Raw genomic sequence first — 24,790 nt, forward strand, 5'->3', positions numbered from 1 at the left:
GGCATGCCGAGCTTTGGAATTGGAGCGTCAATTATGTCGAACAGATAGTCGATTATGTCAAACAGCTCTGTTTGAGCACTGCCAGCAAGCGGATGACTGGGGAAAAACCGAGACGCCGTTTGCCCTGCTCCGGCCCACCATTCTGCAGCCCGCCCAAGTCCCAACGTTAGTCGGATTTGCGGCAAAGAAGTGCAGCTATCGGCCGATGGCCGGCGAGCATTGAAGCCGTTCCAGCAACCGAGCGCGCTCCAGCGGATCGAGGCGGGCAATCTGCCGTTCGAGATCAGCGACCGGCAGATTGAGATGCTGCGGCAGGATCTCGTCGCCGCTGCTGACCAGCAGGGCGAAGTGAATGACGTTCTCCAGCTCACGGGTGTTGCCGTACCAGGGGTAGCTCTCCAAAGCCACCTGGGCAGTCGCGCCGATCTGCGGGATCGCCAGGCCCAGGCGCTGGGCATAGATGCCGAGGAAGTACTCGGCCAGCGGCAGGATATCGCCAGGGCGTTCGCGAAGTGCCGGCAGCGGCAGACGCCCCTCATCCAGGTAGTGATAGAGACGCTCATTGAACTTGCCGGCCGCCACCGCCTGGGCCAGATCGATGCTGGTGGCGGCCACCAGGCGCACGTCGACTGGCACGGCCTGCTGGCTGCCGACGCGCAGTACCTCGCGGGTCTCCAGTGCTGCCAGCAGCCTTTCCTGCAGGGCCAGCGGCAGATCGCCGATCTCATCCAGGTATAGGGTGCCGCCATTGGCCGAGCCGAACCAGCCGGCCCGGCTGCTGGCGGCGCCGACATAGGCACCCGCCGCATGACCGAAGAGCTCGGCCTCGCCCCACTGCGAACTGATCGAGCCGCAGCTGACGGAAACGAACAGACCACCCCGCTCGCTTTCGCGATGCAGGTGACGCGCCAGCAACTCCTTACCCGTGCCGGTTTCGCCGACGATCAATACCGGCAGATCGACGATCGCCAGGGCATTGGCCTGCTCGCGCAGTTGCCGTGAGCGCGGATCGACGAACACCAGCGCCTTGGCGCGAATGCTTAGCGGGCTTTTCTCGGCATCGCCGAAGGTCAGCAGGGCCTGTTGGGGAGAAGCGGGGCGGCTCATGTAACGTACTCGTCTCGACGCGAGCCGCCGCCACGCGGTGGCTCAAATGGTAATGAAATGACGCCAACGGCGCGGGCGCACTCGCCGGGTCATGCGCGCCGGCGCTCCAACTGCTCGATCTGCCGCTGCAGGCGGTACAGATAGGCGAAGCCCTGCTCCCAGCGCTGATGCCCGGACTTCACGTTGATGTGACCTGCTCCTGGCAGGATCGCCGCCTGGCTGCCCCAGTCGCGGGCCAGTTGCAGCGCGCGCTGCGCACTGGCGGCATGGTCGTTGTCCGAGCCCACCAGCAGGCTGGGGAAAGGCAGCAACTCGCGGGAGATGGGGGCGAACCCCTGCAGGGCCTCGGGGCAGTTGGCGCGTTCGACATCGGCCGGCGCCACCAGCAGGGCGCCGCGCACCTTGCGCAGCGAAGCCAGCGGCGCTTGAGCAGCCCAGCGGGCCACTGTCACACAGCCAAGGCTATGGGCCACCAGAACCAGCGAACCCCGGGCTGCGGCGACCTGCCGCTCGAGGGCCGCGACCCAACTGTGCGGATCGGGGTTGAACCAGTCTGTCTGCTCTACCCGACTGGCATTCGGCAGACTGCGCTGCCAGTGGCTCTGCCAGTGGTCGTCCGGCGAGCCCTGCCAGCCCGGCAGGATCAGGTAGTGAGTCGTTTGACTGGCCATGTGCGAGGCCTCCTCGAATGCGTTTCGAGGGCCAGTCTAGGCAGGATGGGACCATCAATGAAGGAATAAGAATTTATTTACTTATTCCACGATGAACTATCAATCAATCACGATGCAGTCCTTGCCCCGGCGCTTGGCCTGGTACATCGCCGCATCGGCGCGCGCATAGAGGTCGTCCAGCACATCGCCTTCGCCAAGCAGGGTGATGCCCTGGCTGATGGTCACACCGAAGTTCTCGCCATCGCTGGCGAACTGCAGGCGCTGCACCTCGCGTTGCAGGCGCTCGGCCACCTGTCGCGCCTGCTCGGCGTCGCAGTTGGGAAACAGCGCGGCGAACTCCTCGCCACCGATGCGCCCGAACAGATCGTCGCGGCGCAGCACATAGGCGCCGCAGTGGGCCACCCGCTGCAACACACGGTCGCCCATCTGGTGACCGTGGGTATCGTTGATTTTCTTGAAGTCGTCGATGTCGAGTAGCAGGAACGACAGCGGCTGGCCGCTGCTGCGCGCCTCGGCGAACAGTTGCCCGGCACACTCGAAGAAGTGTCGGCGATTGCTCGCGCCGGTCAGCACGTCACGGGTGGCCAAGCGGTGCAGCTCGCTCTGCAGGGCCTTCTTCTCGGTGATGTCCTCGGCAATGCCGACGACCAGTCTGGTCGGGCTGACGAAACACTTGTCGCTGAGCCAGCGCACTTCACCATCGCCCCGGATGATGCGGTACTCGCGCTGCTCCACCGACCCCAGCTCGTGCACCGAGGCCAGGCTGCGGGCGGCGTACTCCATGTCATCCGGGTAGATGCTGTTGAGCCACTCGTTGTAGTCGGCCAGCAGCAGCGCGGCGCTACGCCCGAAGATCTGCTCGTAGGCGGGGCTGACATAGACCACCCGCTGCTGGTCCCAGTCGAAGGCCCAGAGCACGGCATTCAGGCTGCCCAGCAGGCTGCTCACCAGCAGCTCGCGCTCACGCAGGCGTTCGACCTCGCCCCTGCTGTGCAGCAGCGCCAGGGTCAGGGTTTCCAGTTCGCTGGGAGCCTGCTCGTTGTCGTCCATCGGACGCCGCCTCGTGACATTCATGCACAAAGCCTATGGCGCTGCGACCACGCTGGCGATGCTGGCACCTGCGGGTTGTGACGAGCGGCAGAATTTTCGACTCCGTGGTCAGGAAGCGGGAACCCGCGCCTGATTTGGCGGTATCTACGCCGCCATAGATCTCAAAAGAATAAATAAATCATTAAATATTCTTTTTAAGACTAAACCACATGGCCCTACTATCCGCTCCACGCCCACCCCGGGCACCACTCCAAGGAGCAGAAGTCATGAGCGCAACCCTCAGAAGCGTCGAAGGCCAGGACGAAGCCGGCATTCTGCGTGAAATCCAAGTCGCCCTGCAGAACCTGCGTTTCGGCGCGGTGGAAATCACCGTGCATAACGGTCAGGTCGTGCAAATCGAGCGCAAGGAAAAAATCCGCCTGCAGCACCAGGCCAGCAAAACCGCCTGACTCCAAGACCACCCGACCGGACCTCCGGAGGGCGTATCGCCACTGTTTTCTGGCCGCGAGCACACCCCTGCAGCGCCCAACCCCATAAAGCCAAGCCCATACGTCTTCTCAGGAGCAGTTCCATGTCCATCCGTCGATTCGCCCTGGCCGCACTGGCCTCCGCCCTGTTCTCCGGCCAGGCCCTCGCGGCCAACGAGATTCTCAACGTCTCCTACGACCCAACCCGCGAGCTCTATCAGGAGTTCAATGCCGCCTTCAACAAGCACTGGACCGCCCAGGGCAAGGAAGCGGTGAAGATCCAGCAGTCCCACGGTGGCTCGGGCAAGCAGGCCCGCGCGGTGATCGACGGCCTGCGCGCCGATGTGGTGACCCTGGCCCTGGCCGGCGACATCGACGAACTGCACAAGCTCGGCAAGCTGATCCCGGAAAACTGGCAGGAGCGTCTGCCGCAATCCAGCACCCCCTACACCTCGACCATCGTGTTCCTGGTGCGCAAGGGCAACCCGGAAGGCATCAAGGACTGGGATGACCTGGTCAAGCCGGGCGTGGAAGTGATCACCCCCAACCCGAAGACCTCCGGCGGCGCACGCTGGAACTTCCTGGCCGCCTGGGCCTATGCCCAGCAGAAGTACGGCAGCGAGGCCAAGGCCCAGGAGTTCGTGCAGAAGCTGTACAAGAACGTCCCGGTGCTGGACACCGGCGCCCGTGGTTCGACCATCACCTTCGTCAACAACCAGATCGGCGACGTGTTGCTGGCCTGGGAGAACGAGGCCTTCCTGGCGCTGAAGGAACAAGGCGGCGACCAGTTCGAAATCGTCGCGCCGAGCCTGTCCATCCTGGCCGAGCCGCCGGTGGCCGTGGTCGACAAGAACGTCGACAAGAAGGGCACCCGCGAAGTCGCCACCGCCTACCTGCAGTACCTGTACAGCGAGGAAGGCCAGCGCATCGCCGCGAAGAACTTCTACCGTCCGCGTGACGAGAAGGTCGCCGCCGAGTTCGCCAAACAGTTCCCGCAGCTGAAGCTGGTGACCATCGACAAGGACTTCGGCGGCTGGAAAACCGCACAGCCCAAGTTCTTCAACGATGGCGGCATCTTCGACCAGATCTACCAGGCCCACTAAGAGTCATCCGTAGGGCGAGTGCGACCCGCGCGATAAGCCATCACCCGGCCTCGTGCGGGTTTCACCCGTCCTGCCCACCCCAAGAACAAGGGACATAGCAATGTCACGCCGCATTTCCCCCGTCATACCCGGCTTCGGGCTGACGCTGGGTTACACCCTGGTGTACCTCAGCCTGTTGGTGCTGATTCCCCTGGGTGCCATGTTCGTGCACGCCGCCCAACTGAGTTGGGCCGAATTTTGGGCCATCATCAGCGCACCACGTGTGCTGGCTGCGCTCAAGCTGAGCTTCAGCACTGCCTTCGCCGCCGCCCTCCTCAATGGTGTGATCGGTACCCTGCTGGCCTGGGTGCTGGTGCGCTACAGCTTCCCCGGGCGCAAGATCATCGATGCGATGATCGACCTGCCCTTCGCCCTGCCCACCGCCGTGGCCGGTATCGCGCTCACCGCGCTGTATGCCCCGGCCGGCCTGGTCGGCCAGTTTGCCACTGAGCTGGGCTTCAAGATCGCCTACACCCCGCTGGGCATCACCCTGGCGCTGACCTTCGTCACCCTGCCGTTCGTCGTGCGCACCCTGCAACCGGTACTGGCAGACATTCCGCGCGAGGTCGAAGAGGCCGCCGCCTGCCTGGGTGCCAGGCCCTTTCAGGTGTTCCGCCATGTGCTGCTGCCGGCCCTGCTGCCGGCCTGGCTGACCGGCTTCGCCCTGGCCTTTGCCCGTGGCGTCGGCGAGTACGGCTCGGTCATCTTCATCGCCGGCAACATGCCGATGAAGACCGAGATCCTGCCGCTGCTGATCATGGTCAAGCTCGACCAGTACGATTACCACGGTGCCACGGCCATCGGCGTGCTGATGCTGGTGGTGTCCTTCATCCTGCTGCTGCTGATCAACCTGCTGCAGCGCCGCATCGAACGCCCATAAGGAGGCCGCCATGAGTAGCACCGTTCTGTCGTCCTCCACCCTGGCCAATGATCAGCGCCGTGGCAGCCCCCTGGGTCGCCGTGTACTGATCACCGGCGCGTGGCTGACCTTTGCCCTGTTCCTCCTGCTGCCGCTGTTCGTGGTGCTGAGCGAAGCCCTCAAGCTCGGCTTCGGCACCTTCTTCAGCGCCCTGCTGGAGCCAGACGCGATTGCCGCGCTGAAACTGACCCTGCTCGCCGTCGGCATCGCCCTGCCACTCAACCTGGTGTTCGGCGTGGCCGCCGCCTGGTGCGTGAGCAAGTACGAGTTCCGCGGCAAGAGCCTGCTGGTGACCCTGATCGACCTGCCGTTCTCCGTCTCACCGGTGATCGCCGGCCTGATCTACGTACTGCTGTTCGGCGCCCAGGGCTTCTTCGGCGAATGGCTGCAGGACCGCGACATCCAGATCATCTTTGCCCTGCCCGGCATCGTGCTGGCGACCATCTTCGTCACCGTGCCCTTCGTCGCCCGTGAACTGATCCCGCTGATGCAGGAGCAGGGCACCCAGGAGGAGGAAGCCGCGCGCCTGCTCGGCGCCAGTGGCTGGCAGATGTTCTGGCACGTGACCCTGCCCAACATCAAATGGGGCCTGATCTACGGCGTGGTGCTGTGCGCTGCGCGGGCCATGGGTGAGTTCGGCGCGGTATCGGTGGTGTCCGGGCATATCCGCGGCTACACCAACACCCTGCCGCTGCACGTCGAGATTCTCTACAACGAATACAACCATGTCGCCGCCTTCAGCGTCGCCAGCCTGCTGCTGGCCCTGGCGCTGATCATCCTGCTGCTCAAGCAGTGGAGCGAATCCCGTCTGTCCCGCCTACGTCACAGCGACGCGGAGGAATAAGCCATGTCCATCGAAATCCGTAACGTCAGCAAGACCTTTGGCGCCTTCCGCGCGCTCAACGAGATCAACCTGGATATCCACAGCGGCGAGCTGGTGGCCCTGCTCGGCCCCTCCGGCTGCGGCAAGACCAGCCTGCTGCGCATCATCGCTGGCCTGGAGACGCCGGACGCCGGCAGCATCCAGTTCCACGGCGAGGACGTGTCCAACCACGACGTGCGTGATCGCAACGTCGGCTTCGTGTTCCAGCACTACGCCCTGTTCCGCCACATGACGGTGTTCGACAACGTCGCCTTCGGCCTGCGCATGAAGCCCAAGGGCGAACGCCCGAGCGAGGCGGAAATCGCCGAACGGGTGCACGAATTGCTCGGCATGGTCCAGCTCGACTGGCTGGCCGACCGCTACCCGGAGCAGCTGTCCGGTGGCCAGCGCCAGCGTATCGCCCTGGCTCGCGCCCTGGCGGTGAAACCCAAGGTGCTGCTGCTCGACGAACCCTTCGGCGCCCTCGACGCCAAGGTGCGCAAGGAACTGCGCCGCTGGCTGGCGCGCCTGCACGAGGAAGTGCACCTGACCAGCGTGTTCGTCACCCACGACCAGGAAGAAGCCATGGAAGTGGCCGACCGCATCGTGGTGATGAACAAGGGCACTATCGAACAGATCGGCTCGCCGGCCGAGGTTTACGAGCAGCCGGCCAGCGACTTCGTCTACCACTTCCTCGGCGACTCCAACCGCCTGCACCTGGGCGACGACCAGCACCTGCTGTTCCGTCCGCACGAGGTGTCGCTGTCGCGCCTGGCCCTCGACGAGCACCGCGCGGCGCAAGTGCGCGACATCCGCCCGCTCGGTGCGATCACCCGAGTAACGCTCCAGGTGGAAGGACAGGACGAGCTGATCGAGGCCGAGGTGATCAAGGATCACAGCAGCCTGGAAGGTCTTGAGCGCGGCGCCCAGTTGTTCTTCAAACCTGGGCGGCATCGACCCGACACCCTGCGTTGAGCCACTGCCCCTGAGGGCAAACTCGCGCCGGGCCGCCTCATCCTGGGCTAGGCTTCTGACCAAGCCCGAGATGGAGATCCTTATGCGTACGTTTGCCCTTGCTCTGACCCTGCTGGCGAGCCAGTCACAGGCGGCGCAACCCGCCTTCGACTGCAGCCAGGTCAACGCCGGCAGCATCGAGCAGCAGATCTGCCAGAGCGATGCGCTCTCGGCACTGGACCGGCAAATGGCCGAGGTCTACAAGGCCGCGCAGCAGAAGGCCGGCAACGAACATCCCCCGCTACTCAAGGCCGAGCAGCGGGGCTGGATCAAGGGGCGCAACGACTGCTGGAAAAGCGACGATCAGCCCACCTGCATCGCCGACAGCTACCGCCTGCGCATCGCCGAGTTGCAGGCGCGCTACCGGCTCATCGAGGCCACAGGCCCGATCTTCTACCAATGTGACGGCAACCCGGCCAAGGAAGTGGCCGCCACCTTCTTCCGCACCGAGCCACCGACCGCCATCGTCGACTTCGGCGACAGCAGCTCGCTCATGTACCTGCAACCGGCCGCCAGCGGTGCGCGCTATCAGGGACGCAACGAGAGCTTCTGGGAGCATCAGGGTGAGGCGACGGTGGTGTGGGGCTATGAAGCGCCCGAGATGAAGTGCAACGCCCGCTGATGCTGCCCGCCACCGCCATGAGTTTCCCTGTCCGCGCTGGCGTTCGCGTGCGGCCGGGCAGTTCCGTGCAGACCGCCAGCCATGCCGAAGCCCGCCGCATACCCCGGACGGCCATGCACCTGGCATCAGGCAGCCCTGGACCCTCTAGCTCATAAAGCCGGACCGTCACGGCGGCGGCGCCAGAATTGCGATACGAATCACTCTTTTGGCTCATCCTTTGCTATGACAAGCGCAGTAGGCTGTTGCCACTGTGCCGATGGCCGCCCTGCCTTCTGACATCACGCACCGACAAGAATAATTAGGGAGCGACCGGGGATGAATCGTAATTCTTTGATTCGATTGTATTTTTCGCTATTTATCGGGATTGCGGCGAGCTTCTCTGCCGTGGCCCAGGCCGCCGCCATGACGGCCGCCGAACAAGTACAGGTGTACGCCAGCCGCGCCACCAGCAGCCTGCTGCTGGTCCGTGGCGAGGGCTTCCAGGAAGAGCATCTGCAGCGTCTGGAAAAGGACATCGCCGATCTGGAGACATCTGCCCAGGCGGCCATGAGCGCCAGTTCGGAAATTCCCGGATTGACCACCAAACTTGTTACCCAGTTACGCCTGGGTGTTTCCTTTGGCCCCAACGAAGACAACATGCCCTGGGAATATCCTCAGGATCTGGCCAAGGCCCTGCGTGAACTACTGACCGTGGCACGCGGCGTGCCCAACGCCGACCCGCTCGGCGAGCTGCCGGCACAGGTCGAGTACCTCGCCGTGCAGTACCTCAGCCGCTCCTATATCGGCAGCTTCGAGATCGCTCGCGAGCAGCCGGACAACTATGTCGGCCAGGACGAGCGCATCCTGGTACCGCAGATCGACAAGGAACTGGGCAGCCTGGATGGCAAGGCCAACCCTGCCGTGGCCAAGCTGCAGACCCGCTGGAAGTTCCTGCGCGCCGCGCTGATGGACATGAACAGCGGCAGCAACGCCCTGGCCAGCGCCTCGGGCCGCGCTTTTGCGCCGACCACCGTGGATCGCCATGCACGCTCCATGACCGGCCAGTGGATGAGTCTCGGCCAAGTCGCCGGCTCGCTCTGAGCAGCATGTGCTAAAGCAAGCCGGGCCAATGCCCGGCTTTTTCATGCCCGCCGTATCGCCTTATGCCACGCCGCGATACTCGCGCGCCGCCTGCAGCAGCCAGTCGCGGAAAGCACGTAACGCCGCAGACTCGGCCTTGCGCTCTGGAATCATCAGCCGGTAGGCCCTGTCGCTGCTCAGCAGTGCCGCCGGATGCGCCGGCACCAGCAGGCCGGCGTCCAGTTCACGCTGGATGAGAAACGGCGGGATCAGCGCTACGCCCATGCCATGCATGGCCGCCTGGGCCAGCATGGAGAACAGCTCGTAGCGCGGCCCGCTCATATCGCGCGGCACGTTCAGGCCCTGTGCAGCGAACCACTGACGCCAGGCGTAGGGCCGGGTGCTCTGCTGCAGCAGCGGCAGGTTGGCCAGCTCGGTGGCGGCAAACTGCGTGCGCTCGCCCAGCAGCTCCGGGCTGCATACCGGCAGCGGCTCCTCGGGCATCAGGTAGTGCGCCTCGGTGCCCGACCAGTCGCCATCGCCGAAGTAGATGGCGGCGTCGAACTCGGTGTCGGCGAACAGGAAAGGCCGCGTGCGGTTGGTCAGGTGCACCGTGACCTCCGGGTGCAGACGCTGGAACTCCTTGAGGCGGGGCACCAGCCACTGGGTGGCGAAGGTCGGCACCACGGCCAGCTCCAGCCCCTGGGCGCCCTGCTGGCCCATGGCGGCCAGGGTGTCGCGCTCCACCGCATCCAGCTGTGCGGCCACCTTGCGACTGTAGGCCAGGCCCGCCTCGGTCAGCTTCACGCCCCGCCGCGAGCGGCGAAACAGCTCGATGCCGAGGAACTCCTCCAGTCCGGCGATCTGCCGGCATACGGCGCTCTGGGTCAGCGCCAGCTCGTCGGCAGCCTTGGTGAAGCTCTGGTGGCGGGCGGCGGACTCGAAGGCCACCAGGGCCGCGGTGCTGGGAATCTTGCGACGCATGTATGCCTAAGCCTCACTCATAAGCAGCAAAAAAGCTGATTCAGGCTATCTCGAAGTGAATTTTACGCACAACAGCGTGCGAAATACTCGTTTGCCGCCCGCGCCGCGCAGGCCTAGTCTTTCTCCACTGCCCGGCTTCGCGCCGGCCCTTCACTGCCACCGCTTCGAGGATTGCACCATGGCCGCCAAGGCAAGCTTCAACTGGATCGACCCGCTCCTGCTGGACCAGCAGCTGACCGAAGAAGAGCGCATGGTGCGCGACAGCGCCCAGCAGTTCGCTGCCGACAAGCTGGCCCCGCGCGTGCTGGAGGCCTTCCGCCACGAGCAGACCGACCCGAAGATCTTCCGCGAGATGGGCGAGACCGGCCTGCTCGGCGCCACCATTCCCGAAACCTACGGCGGCAGCGGCCTGAACTACGTGTGCTACGGCCTGATCGCCCGCGAAGTGGAGCGCATCGATTCCGGCTACCGCTCGATGATGAGCGTGCAGTCGTCGCTGGTGATGGTGCCGATTTACGAGTTCGGCAACGAGGCGACCAAACAGAAGTACCTGCCCAAGCTGGCCAGCGGCGAATACATCGGCTGCTTCGGCCTGACCGAGCCGAACCACGGCTCCGACCCGGGTTCGATGATCACCCGCGCCAAGAAGGTCGACGGCGGCTACCGCCTGACCGGCAGCAAGATGTGGATCACCAACAGCCCGATCGCCGACGTGTTCGTGGTTTGGGCCAAGGACGACGCCGGCGAGATCCGCGGCTTCGTGCTGGAAAAAGGCTGGGAAGGCCTGTCCGCGCCGGCCATCCACGGCAAGGTCGGTCTGCGCGCCTCGATCACTGGGGAAATCGTCATGGACAATGTGTTCTGCCCCGAGGAGAACGCCTTCCCCGACGTGCGCGGTCTGAAAGGTCCGTTCACCTGCCTCAACTCCGCCCGTTACGGTATCAGCTGGGGCGCCCTGGGCGCCGCCGAGTTCTGCTGGCACACCGCGCGCCAGTACACCCTGGACCGCACCCAGTTCGGCCGCCCGCTGGCGCAGACCCAGCTGATCCAGAAGAAGCTGGCCGACATGCAGACCGAGATCACCCTGGCCCTGCAAGGCTGCCTGCGCCTGGGCCGGATGAAAGACGAGGGCACCGCCGCGGTGGAGATCACCTCGATCATGAAGCGCAACAGCTGCGGCAAGGCGCTGGATATCGCGCGCATGGCCCGCGACATGATGGGCGGCAACGGCATCAGCGACGAGTTCGGCGTGGCCCGCCACCTGGTCAACCTGGAGGTAGTCAACACCTACGAGGGCACTCACGACGTCCACGCACTGATCCTAGGCCGTGCCCAGACCGGTCTGCAGGCGTTCTTCTAAGTCACTTTGGCCGCGCGTCTTTCTCCCCTCGCCCATTTATGGGAGAGGGGCAGGGGGAGAGGGCGATATTCCGGCGCACCAACCTTCCCTCTCCCTAGCCCTCTCCCGCTAGCGGGAGAGGGGACTTCTCCGAGAGATCCATATGCCCGGCGCCCTGTCCCATTTGCGTGTTCTCGACCTGTCCCGCGTGCTCGCCGGCCCCTGGACCGGGCAGATTCTCGCCGACCTCGGCGCCGAGGTGATCAAGGTCGAGCGCCCCGGCAGTGGCGACGATACCCGTCACTGGGGCCCGCCCTACATCAAGGATGGCACCGGCAACGACAGCCGCGAAGCGGCCTACTTCCAGTGCGCCAACCGCAACAAGCAGTCGCTGACCCTGGATTTCACCCAGCCCGAGGGCCAGCGCCTGGTGCGTGAGCTGGCAGCGCAGTGCGACGTGCTGCTGGAAAACTTCAAGGTCGGCGGTCTGGCGGCCTACGGCCTCGACTATGCCTCGCTGAAAGCGGTCAACCCGCGACTGATCTACTGCTCGATCACCGGCTTCGGGCAGGACGGGCCCTACGCCAGGCGGGCAGGCTACGACTTCATGATCCAGGGCCTCGGCGGCATGATGAGCCTGACCGGCAAGCCCGATGGTGAGGAAGGTGGCGGTCCCATGAAGACCGGCGTCGCCCTCACCGACCTGCTCACCGGCCTGTACGCCGCCATCGGCGTGCAGGCCGCCCTGGCGCACCGCGACAAGACCGGCGAAGGCCAGTACGTCGATGTGGCGCTGCTCGACGTGCAGGTGGCCTGCCTGGCCAACCAGGCGATGAACTACCTGGCCACCGGCGTTGCGCCCCGGCGCATGGGCAACGCCCACCCGAACATCGTGCCCTACCAGGACTTCCCCAGCGCCGATGGCAATTTCATCCTCGCCGTGGGCAACGATGGACAGTTCCGCAAGTTCTGCGAGGTCGCCGGCCTACCGGCTTTGGCCGACGACCCGCGCTTTTCCACCAACAAGGCGCGAGTCGATCACCGCGCCGAGCTGATCCCTCTGCTGCGCCAGGCCACGGTGTTCAAGAGCACCGCCGAATGGGTGACGCTGCTGGAGGCGGCCGGCGTGCCCTGCGGGCCGATCAACGACCTGGCCCAGGTGTTCGCCGATCCGCAGGTCCAGGCCCGCGGTCTGCGCCTCGATCTACCCAACAGTCTGGGCAGCACCACGCCCCAGGTGGCCAGCCCACTGCGCCTGTCCGCCAGCCCGGTCGAATATCGCAATGCGCCGCCGCTGCTCGGCGAGCACAGCGACGCCGTGCTAAAGCGCCTGCTCGGCCTGGATCAGGAGCAGATTGCCGCGCTGCGCAATGCCGGCGTGGTGTAGGACCTAGTCCTCGGCCAGGCCGAAACCGGTCTCGATCAGGCGCAGCTGATCAAGCATGCGCCGCCGGGCCAGGCTGGGGTCACCGGCCAGCACCGCCGCCCCCAGGCGCGCCTGGTGCTCGCCGAGGTGCTGCAGAATCCACTGTGCCACCGCGCCGGTCGGGTAGCTCTCGGCCAATGCGCCGAGCAGCCGCACGAACAGCGCCAGCGCCCGGTTGCCGCTGAGCTCGGCCAGGCACAGGTCGAGTTCACCACTGCGCCGCAGACGCTCCGCCCCACTGGCACGCTGCAGGCTGTCCAGCAGTCCCTGCAGGCGCTGCCGCCCGGCAGCGTCCAAGCGCTCAGCCGCGAGCCCGGCCACCGCCAGCTGGAGGTTCTTCCACACCGCATGAAAATGCTGGCTGAGCGGCTGTGTCTGGCCCAGGTACTCCACCGCCAGGCGCACGGTGTAGCTGGGGTCCGGTGTGGCCACCAGCAGGCCGCCACCAGGGCCGCGCCGGCTGCGCACGATGGCGTGCAGCTCGAGCGTGCGCACCGCCTCGCGCAGCACCGCGCGGCTGACACCATGCCGCGCCTGCAGGTCCGGCTCGGCGCCGATCCGCGCACCACTGCCAAGCCCCGAAGCACTGATGTTGCGGGCGATGACCACGGCCAGGCGGTGGGCGCTCTTGTCGTAGACCCGCGAGAAGGCAAAGTCGGGAGCCGCCGCCAGCTCGGTCATGGCCGAGGTGGGGCCATGACTCAGACCGCCGCGCAGTTCGATGAGCAGCTCGCGGGTCAGGCGCAGCTTGTCCTGGATGCGCTCGCGGGCGCGTAGGCCGTCACCGCCGATCAGCGCTTCCAGCAACTCGATCTTCAGCCGGCGCACCTGGCCGAACACTGCCTGCACCCGCGCCCGGCCATGCGCGTCGCGCGGCGTGCGGCCGCTGACGGTGACACATTGCAGGGCTTCAAGGATCAGGCTGATCGCCGCATTGCCGGAAACCCGGCAGATGAAGTCGCGCACCTCGGCAAGCAGGTGCAGCTCGACGTTGAAGCAGCCGGGCTGCTCCTGCCCGAGCAGCTCGATCAGTTCCCGCGCCCGCGGGATGTCAGGCTCGTCCAGCCGCTCGGCGGCCAGCAGCACCGCCTGCGACTCGATCAGCGCTCGCGCCTCGTACAGTTCGCCAAAGCTGACATCGATCAGTTCCAGGTAGGTGGCCAGCGCCAGCGCCGCCGAGTCGCGCGCCGGACGACTGATCACCAGGCCACCACCGCTGCCACGGCGCATATTGGCCACGCCGTGGCGCTCCAACTGGCGTATCGCCTCGCGCAGGGTGGCCCGGCCGATACCGTAGCGCTCCATCAGCTGCGCCTCGGAGCCGAACACCTGGCCGACCGGCCAGCCAATCGCGCTGATGTCGCGCTTCAGCGCCTCGGCCACCCGTTCGGCCAGCTTGGCCGGCCGTGTCGAAACCAGGAGAGAACCTGATTGATCCGACATATTTGCCATCCATTCCATGGAGAAGGCGTCACTTTAGTCCATTTTTCCATAACTTAGTAAAGCACCAGGGCAACAGCTGCAGGCGCGGCGGATCAACGTCAAGCTCGGCGTACAGCGCCGCCCCCAGGCCGTGGCCCGGGCCAAGGCGGAGGGGTGGCTGGCTTGAGCCAGAAAGCAAACGGCCCCCATTAAGGGGGCCGTTTCATAAAGGCCGAATCTACTTCTTCCAAGCCTTGGCCAGAGCCGCCACCAGCTGACTCTGCTGTGCAGCAGTGCGCTTTGTGGGCACGGAGGACATACCAGCCATGACTTTACGCAGCGGCTCGACTTCATCGACCGGCAAGACCTCGCCATCCAGCAATTCGATGCGCTCGATGCGATTCAGCGGATTGCTGAACCAACCCCTGATGGTGATCTGGTCAAGCCCCTTAACCAAACGCAGGTCATTGCCCGACTGGCTGATCCAGATACTGGCTGGCGTCCAGGGCGCCTCTAGGACCAGGCGATCAATGTCCCCCTCGCGCCCCTTGTCCTCGATGACATCGCGACCATCACCCTCGGCGAACCGATAGACATCACCACCGCCACCACCAATCAGGGTGTCGTTGCCCTGGTTGCCGAGCAGTACATCCGCATCGACGCTGCCGATAATCCGATCATTACCCACCCCACCTTCGAGCTGGGCAATACCCACCAGACGAGTCGCGGAGAAGTCCAGGACATTGCTGGCCGCCGTGCCCACTAAGCGGTTGAAGCCACCGTCACCATCGATCAGCTCGATACCATTGACCGCAGAGAAGGAGCTGAACGTCAGGGCATCGTCACCCGAACTACCCAACAGACGATCGAAGCCCTCACCACCCTTCAGAACATCGACCTCACTGCTGTCGCCATAGAACAGGATCGTGTCATCGCCCAGTCCACCGTCGATGGTGTCGACGCCAGGACCACCGTCAATGACATCGTTGCCGGCGCTGCCACGAATCGTGTCGGCACCACCTTGTCCATCGATCCGCGAGATGCCTTGCAAAAGGGTGTCTGTGAAGTACAGGGTATTGCTCGCATCGTCACCGGTGACGATGTTCACGCCATCGCCACCGTCGATCAGCTCGACACTGATGCTCCCGCCGTAGTAGCTGAAACCGATGCGATCATCGCCAGACGAACCCTGGATCTTATCGGCGCCGTCGCCACCGGTGATACGGTCATGGCCCTGCGCGCCGGTGACGAGGAAGGTGTCGTCCCCCTTATCACCCAGCAGCTCGTCGTTACCGGCACCGCCGATGATCACATCGCCAGCCGTACTGCCGATGATGTAGTCATTACCCCCCAGGCCATCGATCGCCTCGATGTCACGCAGCTCGGTAACGCGGAAATCCATGCTGTCCGCGTCCGCCGTGCCTTCGATACGGTTGCGGCCCTGAGCGCCATCGATCAGCTCCACACGGTTGGTGCTCGTGTAGTTGCTGACGCGAATGACATCGTCGCCTTCCCCGCCCAGAATCTGGTCATATCCAGCACTGCCGTTGAAGGTGTCGGCAGACTCGTCGCTACCCAGCACGATGAAGGTATCGTCGCCACCCTCGCCATAGAGGGTATCCTTACCGGCGCCACCGATCAGCACATCGTTACCCCCGCGACCATAGAGCACATCGTCGCCCGCCTGGCCCTCTATGGTGTCGTTGCCGCTGGTGCCGGTCAGCGTGTCGGCACCTTCGCCACCCGTGGTGACCGGCTCTGGAGTGCCAGGCTCGACGACCCAGTGCACACGGCTGAACAGTACCGGCTCATTGGCAGGTTGGCGCAGCACGATGCTGTCGTGAGACTGACTGCGAGTACCGCTGAGCACCTTGCTGAAACGCACCTCGGCCGCCCCTGCCAGGCTGACACCGGCCCCCTGGATAGAAGGCACAGCCGTGGCGGTGGTCAGTGCGACACCGGTATTCGACAGCTCGGGACGCACTGTGACATCGACCATGCCGTCGGCATCCACGTCGGAGCGGGAGATCACCTGATAGTGGCAGACGAACAGCTCCTGCCCCTCCCGCTCATTGTCCGCAGTGGTCAGCAGTACATCCTGCGGGTCCAGTCCGGCAAAGTCGCTGTCGCTGCTTTGCAACGGCAGCAGCTCCAGGCCAACGGACTGAGCACCGTCGATGCTGCAGTCGTCCACGCCACGCACACGAATGCGTTGCGGCTGCTGCCAGTTCTCCGCGGTGAAGTACAGGTACGGCTGCTCGTTGAGCAGGCGGGCCTCGGACTCGTCGCCGAGGGCCAGGTTCAGCATCACGCTCTGGCCCGGCTTGGGACCGCGATCCAGAGCGACCTCGACCTCGGCCACGGCCTCACCGAACTCGTCGAGTTGCAGGGAGCCTATCGGGGTGACGCGCACCTGCGGAGTCGGCGGCAGCAGGGTCATGCTGCAGCAGGCGTCAACGGTCACGTTGCTGGCAGCATCGCGAATCACCGCACTGATGCGATAGGTGCCGGGCTGCACACCAGCCAGCGACCACTCGAAGCGGTCAGCGTCGCCGTCCTGATCCTCCGCCAGGCCAGTGGCAATCGGCTGGCCATTGGCGAACAGATCGATGGTGGCCGCGCTGTCCGGGTCCTGGTCGGTCCACTGAATGATCACGCTGCCACCGGTCAGGGTCTGCTCGGCATCCGGCAGCACGAAACTCAGGCCAGGCGCATCGTCCACGCCGTTCTCATTGACGAAGAACTGCTGCCAGCCACTCCAGGGGGAGCTCAGGCCGGTAGCGTCGATGGCACGCACGCGCCAACGATAGTCGCTGTTGTCCTGCAGCGGGAATGACGGCGACCAGCCCAGTTCACTCACCACCTGGGTGGCCAGCGGCTCATTGTCATTCAGGGTATGCAGGGCGAACTCGTAGCTCAGCGCATCGCCATCCGGGTCGACCGCCGGGTGCACTTCCAGACGCGGAGTGCGTACTTCCACCCAGGCACCGCTCGCCGGGTTGGAGATAGCCGGAGTCGCCGGCGCCTCCTGGGACTGGTTGACCTGGAAGCGGCCGGTGACCCAGGCAGACTCCTGTTCACCATCGCTGGCACGGGCGCGCCAATGGTAATGCTGGTTCTCGACCAGGGTCGCCGGCACGCTCCACTCGATCCGCCCCTGAGTCGCGGTGATCCAGTCAGAATCAATCACGGCGCCCGAGTCGAAACGCTCGCTGGTGTCGATCTGAATGCGATAGCTGAGCGGCTGACGCTCCGGATCACTCGCCGGGTCCAGGCGCAGCACCACACCCTCGGCCTTGTCGATGCGCTGATCCTGCAGCGGCCAAGCCAGAACGGGCTCGCTCGGGGCTTCGTTGCTCAGGCTCACGCCGAACATGCTCGGCTCGCTACGGGTCACTTCGCCATGCTCGTCGACCGCCTCCACCAGCCACAGGTAGAAGCTGTTCTCCTGCAGCTCGGTCGGCGACTGCCATTCGGTCACGCCGCTCTCACCCGGCAACAGGCCGGTCACCTCCACTACGGGCTGGGTGAACTCGTCGTCGTCCTCGCTGAACACCCGCACCCGATAACTCAGGGCATCCTTGTCCAGATCGAAGCTGTTGTTGAACTGGAAGGTCGGACGCGTGCTTGCCACCAGCCCCATGGGCGTCGGGTTGAGCAGGGTCGGCGCGCTCGGCGCGTCGTTGGCCTGGTTGATGAAGAAGCGACCATTGACCCACTCGCTGCTGCCGCTGGCGTGGGTGACCCGCGCGCGCCAGTAGTAACGACGGTTGTCATGCAGGGTGGCGTTGCCGATCAGATCGCCTTCGGCCACGGTCCACTGGGTATGGCCACTGCCTTCCTCGATCTCGTCGGATTTGGCCAGCAGACGGCCGAAGTTCTCGTCCTCATACAGCTCGAACCAGTACTTGAAGTTCTTGCCCTGGCCGTTGGCGCTGTTCTGCACCCGCAGGGTCGGATAGAGCGCGGTCACCTCAGCGTTGTCCGCCGGCACGTCCAGCTGCGGTGGCAGCGGGGTCAGCTCGGCCTCCTTGGGGTCGGAACCTTGGTCATGCTCATCCAGGTCGCTGATGCCATCGCCATCGAAGTCGCCGTTGCCGTCGCGGTCGAGATTGCCGAACTGCTCGCGCTCCCAGGCGTCGTCCATGCCGTCGCCGTCGTTGTCGCCCTCGCGGAATACGCGGATGCCCACCGGCAGGGTGGTATCCAGAGCGCCATCGGAGCCGCGGAAGTTCACCACATAGCGCCCGGCCTGTCCCTGCAGCGGGGTCCAGTAGAAGGTGCCGCTGCCGCCGCCATCATCCTTGAAGGTTGCTCCTGTCGGCAGGCCTTCGGCGAACAGCTTGGGCACGGTGCCATTGGGGTCGCTGGCGCGTACCAGGAAGCCGACCTGGCCACCCTCGTAGGTGCTGCGGTCGGAGATCGGCATGAATACCGGAGGCTTAGGCTCCTGGGTCAGCTCACCGAATTCCACCGTATACTGAGCGTCAGGGGTGGTATCGAAGATATTCAGGTAGTACTTGAAGGTCACGCCATCCTCGGCGCGCTCCTTGCTCAGCCAGGCGTTGTGCGAGGACAGTGCCATGCCATTGCTGCGCACCACACGCTGCAGGCCCTTGCTGCCGGCATAGGGGTCGGCCACGCGCACATAGCCATAACCCGGCTGCACATCGCTGACGAGCAGGGTACGCAGGGTCGAGCCGCCGCCGAGGGCGCCCTTCAGGCTCGCCACCGGGGCACAGTCGACGCAGGGGGCATTCTCGGCCTGGCCCACGCTGTCAGACTCGAACACATAAAGCTCATCGCCGACGAAGGCGAGGAAGTCTCGGACGCGGTCGCGGGTCGGCAGGTCGACCACTACATCGCGCAGCAGGAAGTGGGTATTCACCGCATCCAGCAGGGAGGTCATCTTGCCGCCCAGCTCGTCCGGGTGCGAGAAGGATGCCTTGAAGTCGATGAACTCGCCGGACAGCGAGCTCTCCATCAGCCAGCGCCCGTTGCGGTTCTTGCCCGGCGCCACCGCGCCGAAGTCGATCAGCAGGGTTGGCGCGGCCGGCGCCTCGTCGACGAAACTGTGGGTAATGCGGAAGTTGATCGCCAGGCCCTGATCGTTGCCGACGATCTTCGGCTGGGCCGACTCGATCTTCAGGTTCTTGGCCTCGCCACGGCCGCTGTTGCGCACGCGCACGCCAAGGGTATAGGGCTCAGGCGCCTCGATGCCGGGGGTGAAGGCATCGTCGGCAATCACTTGCTTGGTCAGGAAGTAGTCGAGGGTGAGCTCCGGCTGCGGTTTGACCGTGATGGTGTCGGGGGTCACCGTCAGGGACTCGGTCTTGCCACCGGCGTTGTAGCTCAGGCTGGCACCAACGTTGTAGCGCTTGCCGGACAGGCCCTCGCCGGCGGCACCGGCGGTGGGGATGATCAGCCAGCGCAGTACACCGCTGGCCTTGGCCGGCACCACGCCATTGGTGATGGCGCCATCGGCCCCGGACTGCAGGCTGTTGACGTTGTTGCTGTCGTCCAGCCGAATGAAAAAGGCCGCATCGGTGGCATTCGGGTCGGAACTGGCCTTGACCACATTGCCATTGTCATCCTCGAACAGCACATTGACCTTGAGGGTATCGAGGTTGATGGTGTCCAGGCCATTGTTGATGCGCATGGTGGCCTCGAAGGCCTGCCGCTCCAAGGTCAACTCCTGGGCGATCTCGATCAGCACCACCGCACACAACTTATCCTCGGCCCAGGCGCCGACGCTCCATAGGGCCAGCAGGCCGGCCATCCATTGCTTGAACATCTTTCCCCCAACTCCCCCGATGGCCGACCCTTGCGCCGACCAAGTAATAAAAAAACCGCTTATCTTCCAGGTACGGGAATATTTCCGCACCTTTTCATATCCACTCAACGTAGCGATGTTTCGGCCGCCGCCAAGCCATGTTTCGCCGCGACAGCCAGCACCACATTTGGAGGAGTGCCCCGATCAGCGCGGGTCAATGACCCACCCTACAGGGCCATAAATCCGCCCTCGTAGCGAGCGATCTCAAAGCCCAAACCTATCCACATAAAAGGAGGCCGCACAAAAAATGAGAGCCCCCCCACAAAACATCAACGATACATACGTATATGAGTGGAACCCCCATGCCTGAAAGAACAAGAGCAAAGATAGAGGCATATAAAACCCACCTCGCCCACTCTTAAAGCCAGAAGCCAGCTTTGAAATACTCCCAATAAAAATCAGGATGGGGGCAACAAGAAACAGGAACACGACGTATAGCCCTTCGGCCCTAACCTCACCCTCCCCAATCAACTGAACAAGGCTCGCACACCCCAGAACTATCAACCCTAAAGAAACCAAGAAAACTATAAAATTCACAACATAGAAAAATATCTTCATACCATACTCATAACTCACATATTCACCCACCAATCTCTTGCCGGCTTCCAGAACGGGTCGTCATTGGTATACGGATAAGGATAGTTACCACCGTAGCACCTCTTAGCAACACCGCACTGACTAAAGCACTTATTATGGTACTCATCAATGCATTTATTAGCCGTACAGCCTCCACCAGGTTCATTTCCAGGCTGACAGTCCTGCGGCGGAACTTGACACTCAGGCTTTTGCCTAGCCTGTCTATCAGACTCGACTAAACACTTTCTTATACAATTTCTAACGGAGGCATCTGCATAGCTACTACCATCACCAGCCTTAGAGCTAACGTAACTACACGCCTTCAGAAAATTGTTAGCACCAACAGAGTCCAACGTGGACTCACCTCGACATATTTTTGCAGCACCTTCATGATATTTACACTTGTTCTCCTCTGCCACCTGATCATAATATGAACAGGGCGTGTAATCGTCTTGTTCCTCTGGCTCCTGCCCCTTAAGATCCATCTTTCCAATTGGACTTCCCCCGACATAACCATACCGATTGACCCCACCTCTTAATCCAATCGGATCGCTTTCTATATAGCGCCCCGAGCTTGGATCATAGTCCCGGAAATAGTTGTAATGCAGCCCAGTTTCCTGGTCGAAGTACTGGCCCGGAAAACGCAGCGGGTTATTGAGGGCGCTTAGGGTTACGGTCGTTTCGCCAAAGGCCTGCGCCTTGGCTCGCCAGGTCACCTCACCACTCTTCAGGAAGGCCACTTCCGGGGTGCCCAGGTGACTGGTGCCGTAGTAATGCACCTGCAGGCCCTGAGCATTTGCCGCCTTGGCGCGGGTGAACAGCGGCTGGCTCATCCATGTCGCGGTCGGATCAAAGGCATACTCCTGCTGCAACTCGCCCTGAGCGTCGTATTCGCCCACCAGGCCTTCTTCGCTGTACAGGTAGTAGGTGGTGGTGCCCTGCTGCGGCAGGGTCTTGCTGATGCGCTGGCCCAGCGGGTTATAGGAATAACGAGCCAGCAGTTGGCCGTTCTTCTGCACCGCCACCAGGCGTTCACGGGCGTCGTACTGGTACAGCCAGTGATCGATACCGCCGCTCTGAACCAGGTTGCCATCGGCCTGCAGGGCGCCACGCTCGATCAGATGGCCATCGCGGTTGTAGCGGTAGCCGATGCCGTCATGGCTGACCAGCTGGTTATGGGCGTTGTACTGCCACTGGGTGATATCCAGCTCGCCCTTGCTGGTTGCTTCGTCCAGACGGTTGCCTACGCCGTCATAGGCATAGGCCTCGTTCTTCCGGCCATCCTCCTCGGGATATTTGGCTTCGGTAAGGCGGTACAGCTTGTCGTAGCCGTAGGTAGTCTTGCCGCCCTGGCCCTCGATGGCGGTGATATTGCCCGCCGCATCGTATTCGTACTGGCTGCTCAGAATCGGATTGCCAGCCACATCTTTAAGCACCCGACTCTCATAGCGCTGCAGGCCGTCGTAGCTGAAGCTGTACTGGTTGCCACCGGGGAACAGGGTGCTTTGCGGCATCATCCAGTTGAAGTCCTGGAAGCTGATGCTGCCTTCATCCGGAATGCTCACGCCAGCCAGGCGACCATGCGGGGTATAGCGGTAGCCGTAGGTCTGCTGCTCCGGCGTGGTATAGCTGGCCTTGCGACCATTGAGGTCGTAGGTGTACTTGATGGTCTTGCTGAAGACTGGGTCGGCCTGCTTGTAGGTGGTGGTGATACTTTCCACCCGACCCAGCACGTCGTGGGTGTAGACCGCCTTGCTGGTTTCGTCTTCGTAGTTACCTAGAAGATTCAATACGGTGTAGCCATATTCGATAGTGCTATTGGCCACTCCACCTTCAACTGCTGCAGCGCTGGCGAAATGATCAATACGAGTCAGGCGATTGGCGTCATCGTAGTAATAGGTGCTAATCCGGCCGTCCGGAGTGGTGACTTGTTTGAGGTTGCCCAACTCATCGTAAACATCTCGGCGCTCGTTGGTCAGTGTATCGCCGTTACCAACCTTGACCTCAGCGACTACCGTATCGCGGGCATCGTAGCGGAAACGGGTGATACGACCAGCGGGGTCGGTTAGCTGTACAAGGTTGCCGCGCCTGTCATAGGCATAGCGGGTTACCCCACCTTCAGCATCCCTACTGCTAATCAACCGCCCCATTCCGTCATAGCTCTTACCTGTGGGATTGTTCGCTGCATCGACCTGCACCGCCAACAAGCCATCCTCTAGGTATTGATATTGAGATCGTTGGCTCTTGCTTCCCTCTCGCTCACCATAGTGACGCACATTACTCAGCCGCCGCTCGCGACTGTCGTACTCGTAGCGCTCCTGATAGGTCGGGTAGTCGATACCCGCAAGTCGATCCTGCTCGTAGCGATACTGAGTGGCATTGCCGCCCTGGTCCTTACGCGCAGCCAGTCGTCCACGATTGTCGTATTGGCTTTCTCGGCGGTTGCCATAGGCATCCACCACCGCCACCAGATGCTGGCTCGCATCGTATTCAAACTGAGTACGTGCATTCGCCGCGTCAGTAATGCTCTTGGCTAAGCCAGCTGCATTCGGCTCGATGGATGTTATTGCTCCATTCGGCTGCTGCATACTGATCCGCTGCCCCAGATCGTTATACCCGTACAGCGTCTCCTGATTCAGCGGCGTCTTCAGGCTCTTCAAATTGCCCGCCGCATCGTAGGTACTGGCCCATGTCTTGCTCAAGGCGTTGGTAACGGTGAGGACATTGCCCAGCACATCGTGGGTATAGCGAGTCTCGTAACCCAGCGGGTCTCGCTCCAGGTTGCGGTTGCCCTTGTCGTCATAGCCGTACTGCCAGCTCGCTGCCGGGGTCTGCGCTGCGTCGTCGCCCGGCCGGTCTTCCTGCTCCAACTGACCCAGGGCGTTGTAGCGATAGCTGGTGCGCGTCTCTTCCGGCAACCCCGCCGCCTCGATCAGTTCGATCAGGTTGCCCTTGGCGTCGTAACGGTACTGGGTCTTGATGTCCCGCTCGTTGATTGTTTCAGCCACTCGATTGGTCGCTGGGTCGTAGCTCTTCCGGATCTCGCTACCGTCCGCGTACTGCACACGGATGACCTGGCCATAGCGGTTGTACTCGGTCAGGGTACGGTTACCGTGGGCGTCCTCTTCGGTCATCTGCGCCACGTAGGGCGACGGCGCGCGGCCCTGGCGCTGCGAGATTTCCTTGCTCACCGACAGGCTCTTGCCGCTGATGCGGTAGGCCTCGGCCACCTTGCTCATGTCACTGGAGCGGTCCGACAGCAAATAGCTGCGGCTGAACTGGGTCTCGCCGTCCAGCTGTTCACGCACCAGTTGGCCCAGGCGGTCGTACCAGCGTTCGGTGACCAGGCCGGCTTCGTTCACGGTGCGCAGGTAGTACTGTTCCTGGTTTTCGTCGTAGCGGTAGCTGTACTGGGTGAAGCGGCCGTCCGGCAGGCGGTGTTCCTGGACCTTGTCGTCCTTGCCCAGGATCAGGGTGGTGCGCTGCTGCAGCGGGTCGCTGTAGCCGGCCAGGCCGTTAGTGTCGTAGTGGTACTGCCAGCGTTTGCCTAGCACGTCGGTCACCGCGCTCAGGCGGCTGCCGCTATACTCGTACTTCACTTCGCGGCCGCTGTAGTCCTTTGCGCTGGTGAGGTTGGCGCCGCTGTAGGTCAGGGTGATCAGGGTGACGCCGTGATGGTCCTTGATCTCGGCGATGCGACCTTCGGCGTTGCGCACCAGGGTCGTGCGGATGCCGTTGTGGTCTTGATAGCCGGTGATGCGGCCCTGGGCATCGTATTCGTTGCGGTTGCCCTGGGTGTCCTGCCAGCGGTAGCCGGCCAGGCCACGCTGCAGCGCAATCAGGGTGCGCTGCGGCAGGTTGTTGAAGTACACGTCCTGGCCCTGGGTGGTGCTGCTCGAGCGCAGGTAGCTTTGCCCGGCGCGCACGATGGCGTAGGGCTTGTCGGCGTTGGCCGGGTCGGCGGCACCCAGCGCCGGGTCCGCCGCGCCGAGGATCTCCAGATTCCCCCAGCGCTCGTTCCACACCCACTGGCCGTCCTTCCAGCTGCGCAGGATGCGCACCGGGCCGCCGAGGGCCTGCACCTGCAGGTCCAGCACGTCCAGGCGCAGCTCGCCCTCGGCGTAATGCGGCGTGGCAAACCGATGATCCAGGCCCGGCTTGGCATAGGCCAAACCAGCGCCCACTGCCATCACGCCCCCACACAACCACAGGCCCACTCGGCCAATAATGCCCTTCAACACTGCTCGCACTCCCTTGAACCGCGCCCTCCCGGGCGTGGGGTCCCTGTCGTTATTCG

At 63.5% G+C, this 24,790-nt stretch carries 16 protein-coding genes and 1 pseudogene; 10 read left to right on the top strand and 7 right to left on the bottom strand.

Annotation, left to right across the window (positions count from 1 at the left end; translation table 11 throughout):
- Positions 1-195 precede the first annotated feature (195 nt).
- The 3 genes from ACOAPY_RS20490 to ACOAPY_RS20500 all read right to left on the bottom strand — a co-directional run bounded on the left by ACOAPY_RS20490 (position 196) and on the right by ACOAPY_RS20500 (position 2,828).
- The gene (locus tag ACOAPY_RS20490; RefSeq protein ID WP_465154539.1) at positions 196-1,107 is read right to left on the bottom strand and encodes a sigma 54-interacting transcriptional regulator; all 912 of its coding nucleotides are present in this window, start codon (positions 1,105-1,107) and stop codon (positions 196-198) included.
- A gap of 89 nt (positions 1,108-1,196) precedes the next feature.
- A complete protein-coding gene (locus tag ACOAPY_RS20495; protein WP_465154540.1) occupies positions 1,197-1,778 on the bottom strand; it encodes an RBBP9/YdeN family alpha/beta hydrolase in 582 nt (193 codons plus the stop codon).
- Positions 1,779-1,877: 99 nt separating this feature from the next.
- Positions 1,878-2,828, bottom strand: coding sequence for a GGDEF domain-containing protein (locus tag ACOAPY_RS20500; RefSeq protein ID WP_465154541.1), 951 nt, complete (start codon positions 2,826-2,828; stop codon positions 1,878-1,880).
- A gap of 266 nt (positions 2,829-3,094) precedes the next feature.
- Between ACOAPY_RS20500 and oscA the strand changes: the two genes are divergently transcribed.
- The 7 genes from oscA (at position 3,095) to ACOAPY_RS20535 (ending at position 8,934) form a co-directional block, all read left to right on the top strand.
- Positions 3,095-3,277 carry a sulfur starvation response protein OscA gene (gene oscA / locus ACOAPY_RS20505; protein WP_465154542.1) on the top strand — a complete coding sequence of 61 codons (183 nt, stop codon included), beginning with the start codon at positions 3,095-3,097 and terminating at the stop codon, positions 3,275-3,277.
- 122 nt (positions 3,278-3,399) lie between these two features.
- Positions 3,400-4,398, top strand: a complete 999-nt coding sequence (locus tag ACOAPY_RS20510; protein WP_465154543.1) for a sulfate ABC transporter substrate-binding protein — start codon at positions 3,400-3,402, stop codon at positions 4,396-4,398.
- Positions 4,399-4,498: 100 nt separating this feature from the next.
- Positions 4,499-5,317 carry a sulfate ABC transporter permease subunit CysT gene (cysT, locus tag ACOAPY_RS20515; RefSeq protein ID WP_076427156.1) on the top strand — a complete coding sequence of 273 codons (819 nt, stop codon included), beginning with the start codon at positions 4,499-4,501 and terminating at the stop codon, positions 5,315-5,317.
- A 10-nt stretch (positions 5,318-5,327) separates the two neighbouring features.
- Positions 5,328-6,200 carry a sulfate ABC transporter permease subunit CysW gene (gene cysW / locus ACOAPY_RS20520; protein WP_465154544.1) on the top strand — a complete coding sequence of 291 codons (873 nt, stop codon included), beginning with the start codon at positions 5,328-5,330 and terminating at the stop codon, positions 6,198-6,200.
- A gap of 3 nt (positions 6,201-6,203) precedes the next feature.
- Positions 6,204-7,193, top strand: a complete 990-nt coding sequence (locus ACOAPY_RS20525) for a sulfate/molybdate ABC transporter ATP-binding protein (protein ID WP_465154545.1) — start codon at positions 6,204-6,206, stop codon at positions 7,191-7,193.
- 82 nt (positions 7,194-7,275) lie between these two features.
- Positions 7,276-7,854, top strand: a complete 579-nt coding sequence (locus ACOAPY_RS20530; protein ID WP_465154546.1) for an MliC family protein — start codon at positions 7,276-7,278, stop codon at positions 7,852-7,854.
- A gap of 402 nt (positions 7,855-8,256) precedes the next feature.
- A complete protein-coding gene (locus ACOAPY_RS20535) occupies positions 8,257-8,934 on the top strand; it encodes a hypothetical protein (RefSeq protein ID WP_465154547.1) in 678 nt (225 codons plus the stop codon).
- A 60-nt stretch (positions 8,935-8,994) separates the two neighbouring features.
- On the opposite strand, the gene ACOAPY_RS20540 is transcribed toward ACOAPY_RS20535, so the two are convergent.
- Positions 8,995-9,897: a LysR family transcriptional regulator gene (locus tag ACOAPY_RS20540; RefSeq protein WP_465154548.1), complete on the bottom strand. Its 903-nt coding sequence runs from the start codon at positions 9,895-9,897 to the stop codon at positions 8,995-8,997.
- A 178-nt stretch (positions 9,898-10,075) separates the two neighbouring features.
- Between ACOAPY_RS20540 and ACOAPY_RS20545 the strand changes: the two genes are divergently transcribed.
- Entirely contained in the window at positions 10,076-11,257 is a 1,182-nt protein-coding gene (locus ACOAPY_RS20545; protein ID WP_465154549.1) for an acyl-CoA dehydrogenase, read from the top strand.
- Positions 11,258-11,399: 142 nt separating this feature from the next.
- Entirely contained in the window at positions 11,400-12,623 is a 1,224-nt protein-coding gene (locus ACOAPY_RS20550; RefSeq protein ID WP_465154550.1) for a CaiB/BaiF CoA transferase family protein, read from the top strand.
- A 3-nt stretch (positions 12,624-12,626) separates the two neighbouring features.
- On the opposite strand, the gene ACOAPY_RS20555 is transcribed toward ACOAPY_RS20550, so the two are convergent.
- Positions 12,627-14,105, bottom strand: coding sequence for a FadR/GntR family transcriptional regulator (locus ACOAPY_RS20555; RefSeq protein ID WP_465154551.1), 1,479 nt, complete (start codon positions 14,103-14,105; stop codon positions 12,627-12,629).
- A gap of 82 nt (positions 14,106-14,187) precedes the next feature.
- On the opposite strand from ACOAPY_RS20555, the pseudogene ACOAPY_RS20560 reads away from it, so the two are divergent.
- A pseudogene (locus ACOAPY_RS20560) lies at positions 14,188-14,271 on the top strand (hypothetical protein); the annotation flags it as partial.
- A 51-nt stretch (positions 14,272-14,322) separates the two neighbouring features.
- On the opposite strand, the gene ACOAPY_RS20565 reads toward ACOAPY_RS20560, so the two are convergent.
- Positions 14,323-19,878 carry a calcium-binding protein gene (locus tag ACOAPY_RS20565; RefSeq protein WP_465154552.1) on the bottom strand — a complete coding sequence of 1,852 codons (5,556 nt, stop codon included), beginning with the start codon at positions 19,876-19,878 and terminating at the stop codon, positions 14,323-14,325.
- Between the two features lie 611 nt (positions 19,879-20,489).
- The gene (locus tag ACOAPY_RS20570) at positions 20,490-24,734 is read right to left on the bottom strand and encodes an RHS repeat-associated core domain-containing protein (RefSeq protein WP_465154553.1); all 4,245 of its coding nucleotides are present in this window, start codon (positions 24,732-24,734) and stop codon (positions 20,490-20,492) included.
- Between the last annotated feature and the right edge of the window lie 56 nt (positions 24,735-24,790).

Origin of the sequence: Pseudomonas stagnisoli (genome assembly GCF_048595745.1) — a bacterium.
Taxonomy (GTDB): domain Bacteria; phylum Pseudomonadota; class Gammaproteobacteria; order Pseudomonadales; family Pseudomonadaceae; genus Aquipseudomonas; species Aquipseudomonas alcaligenes_A.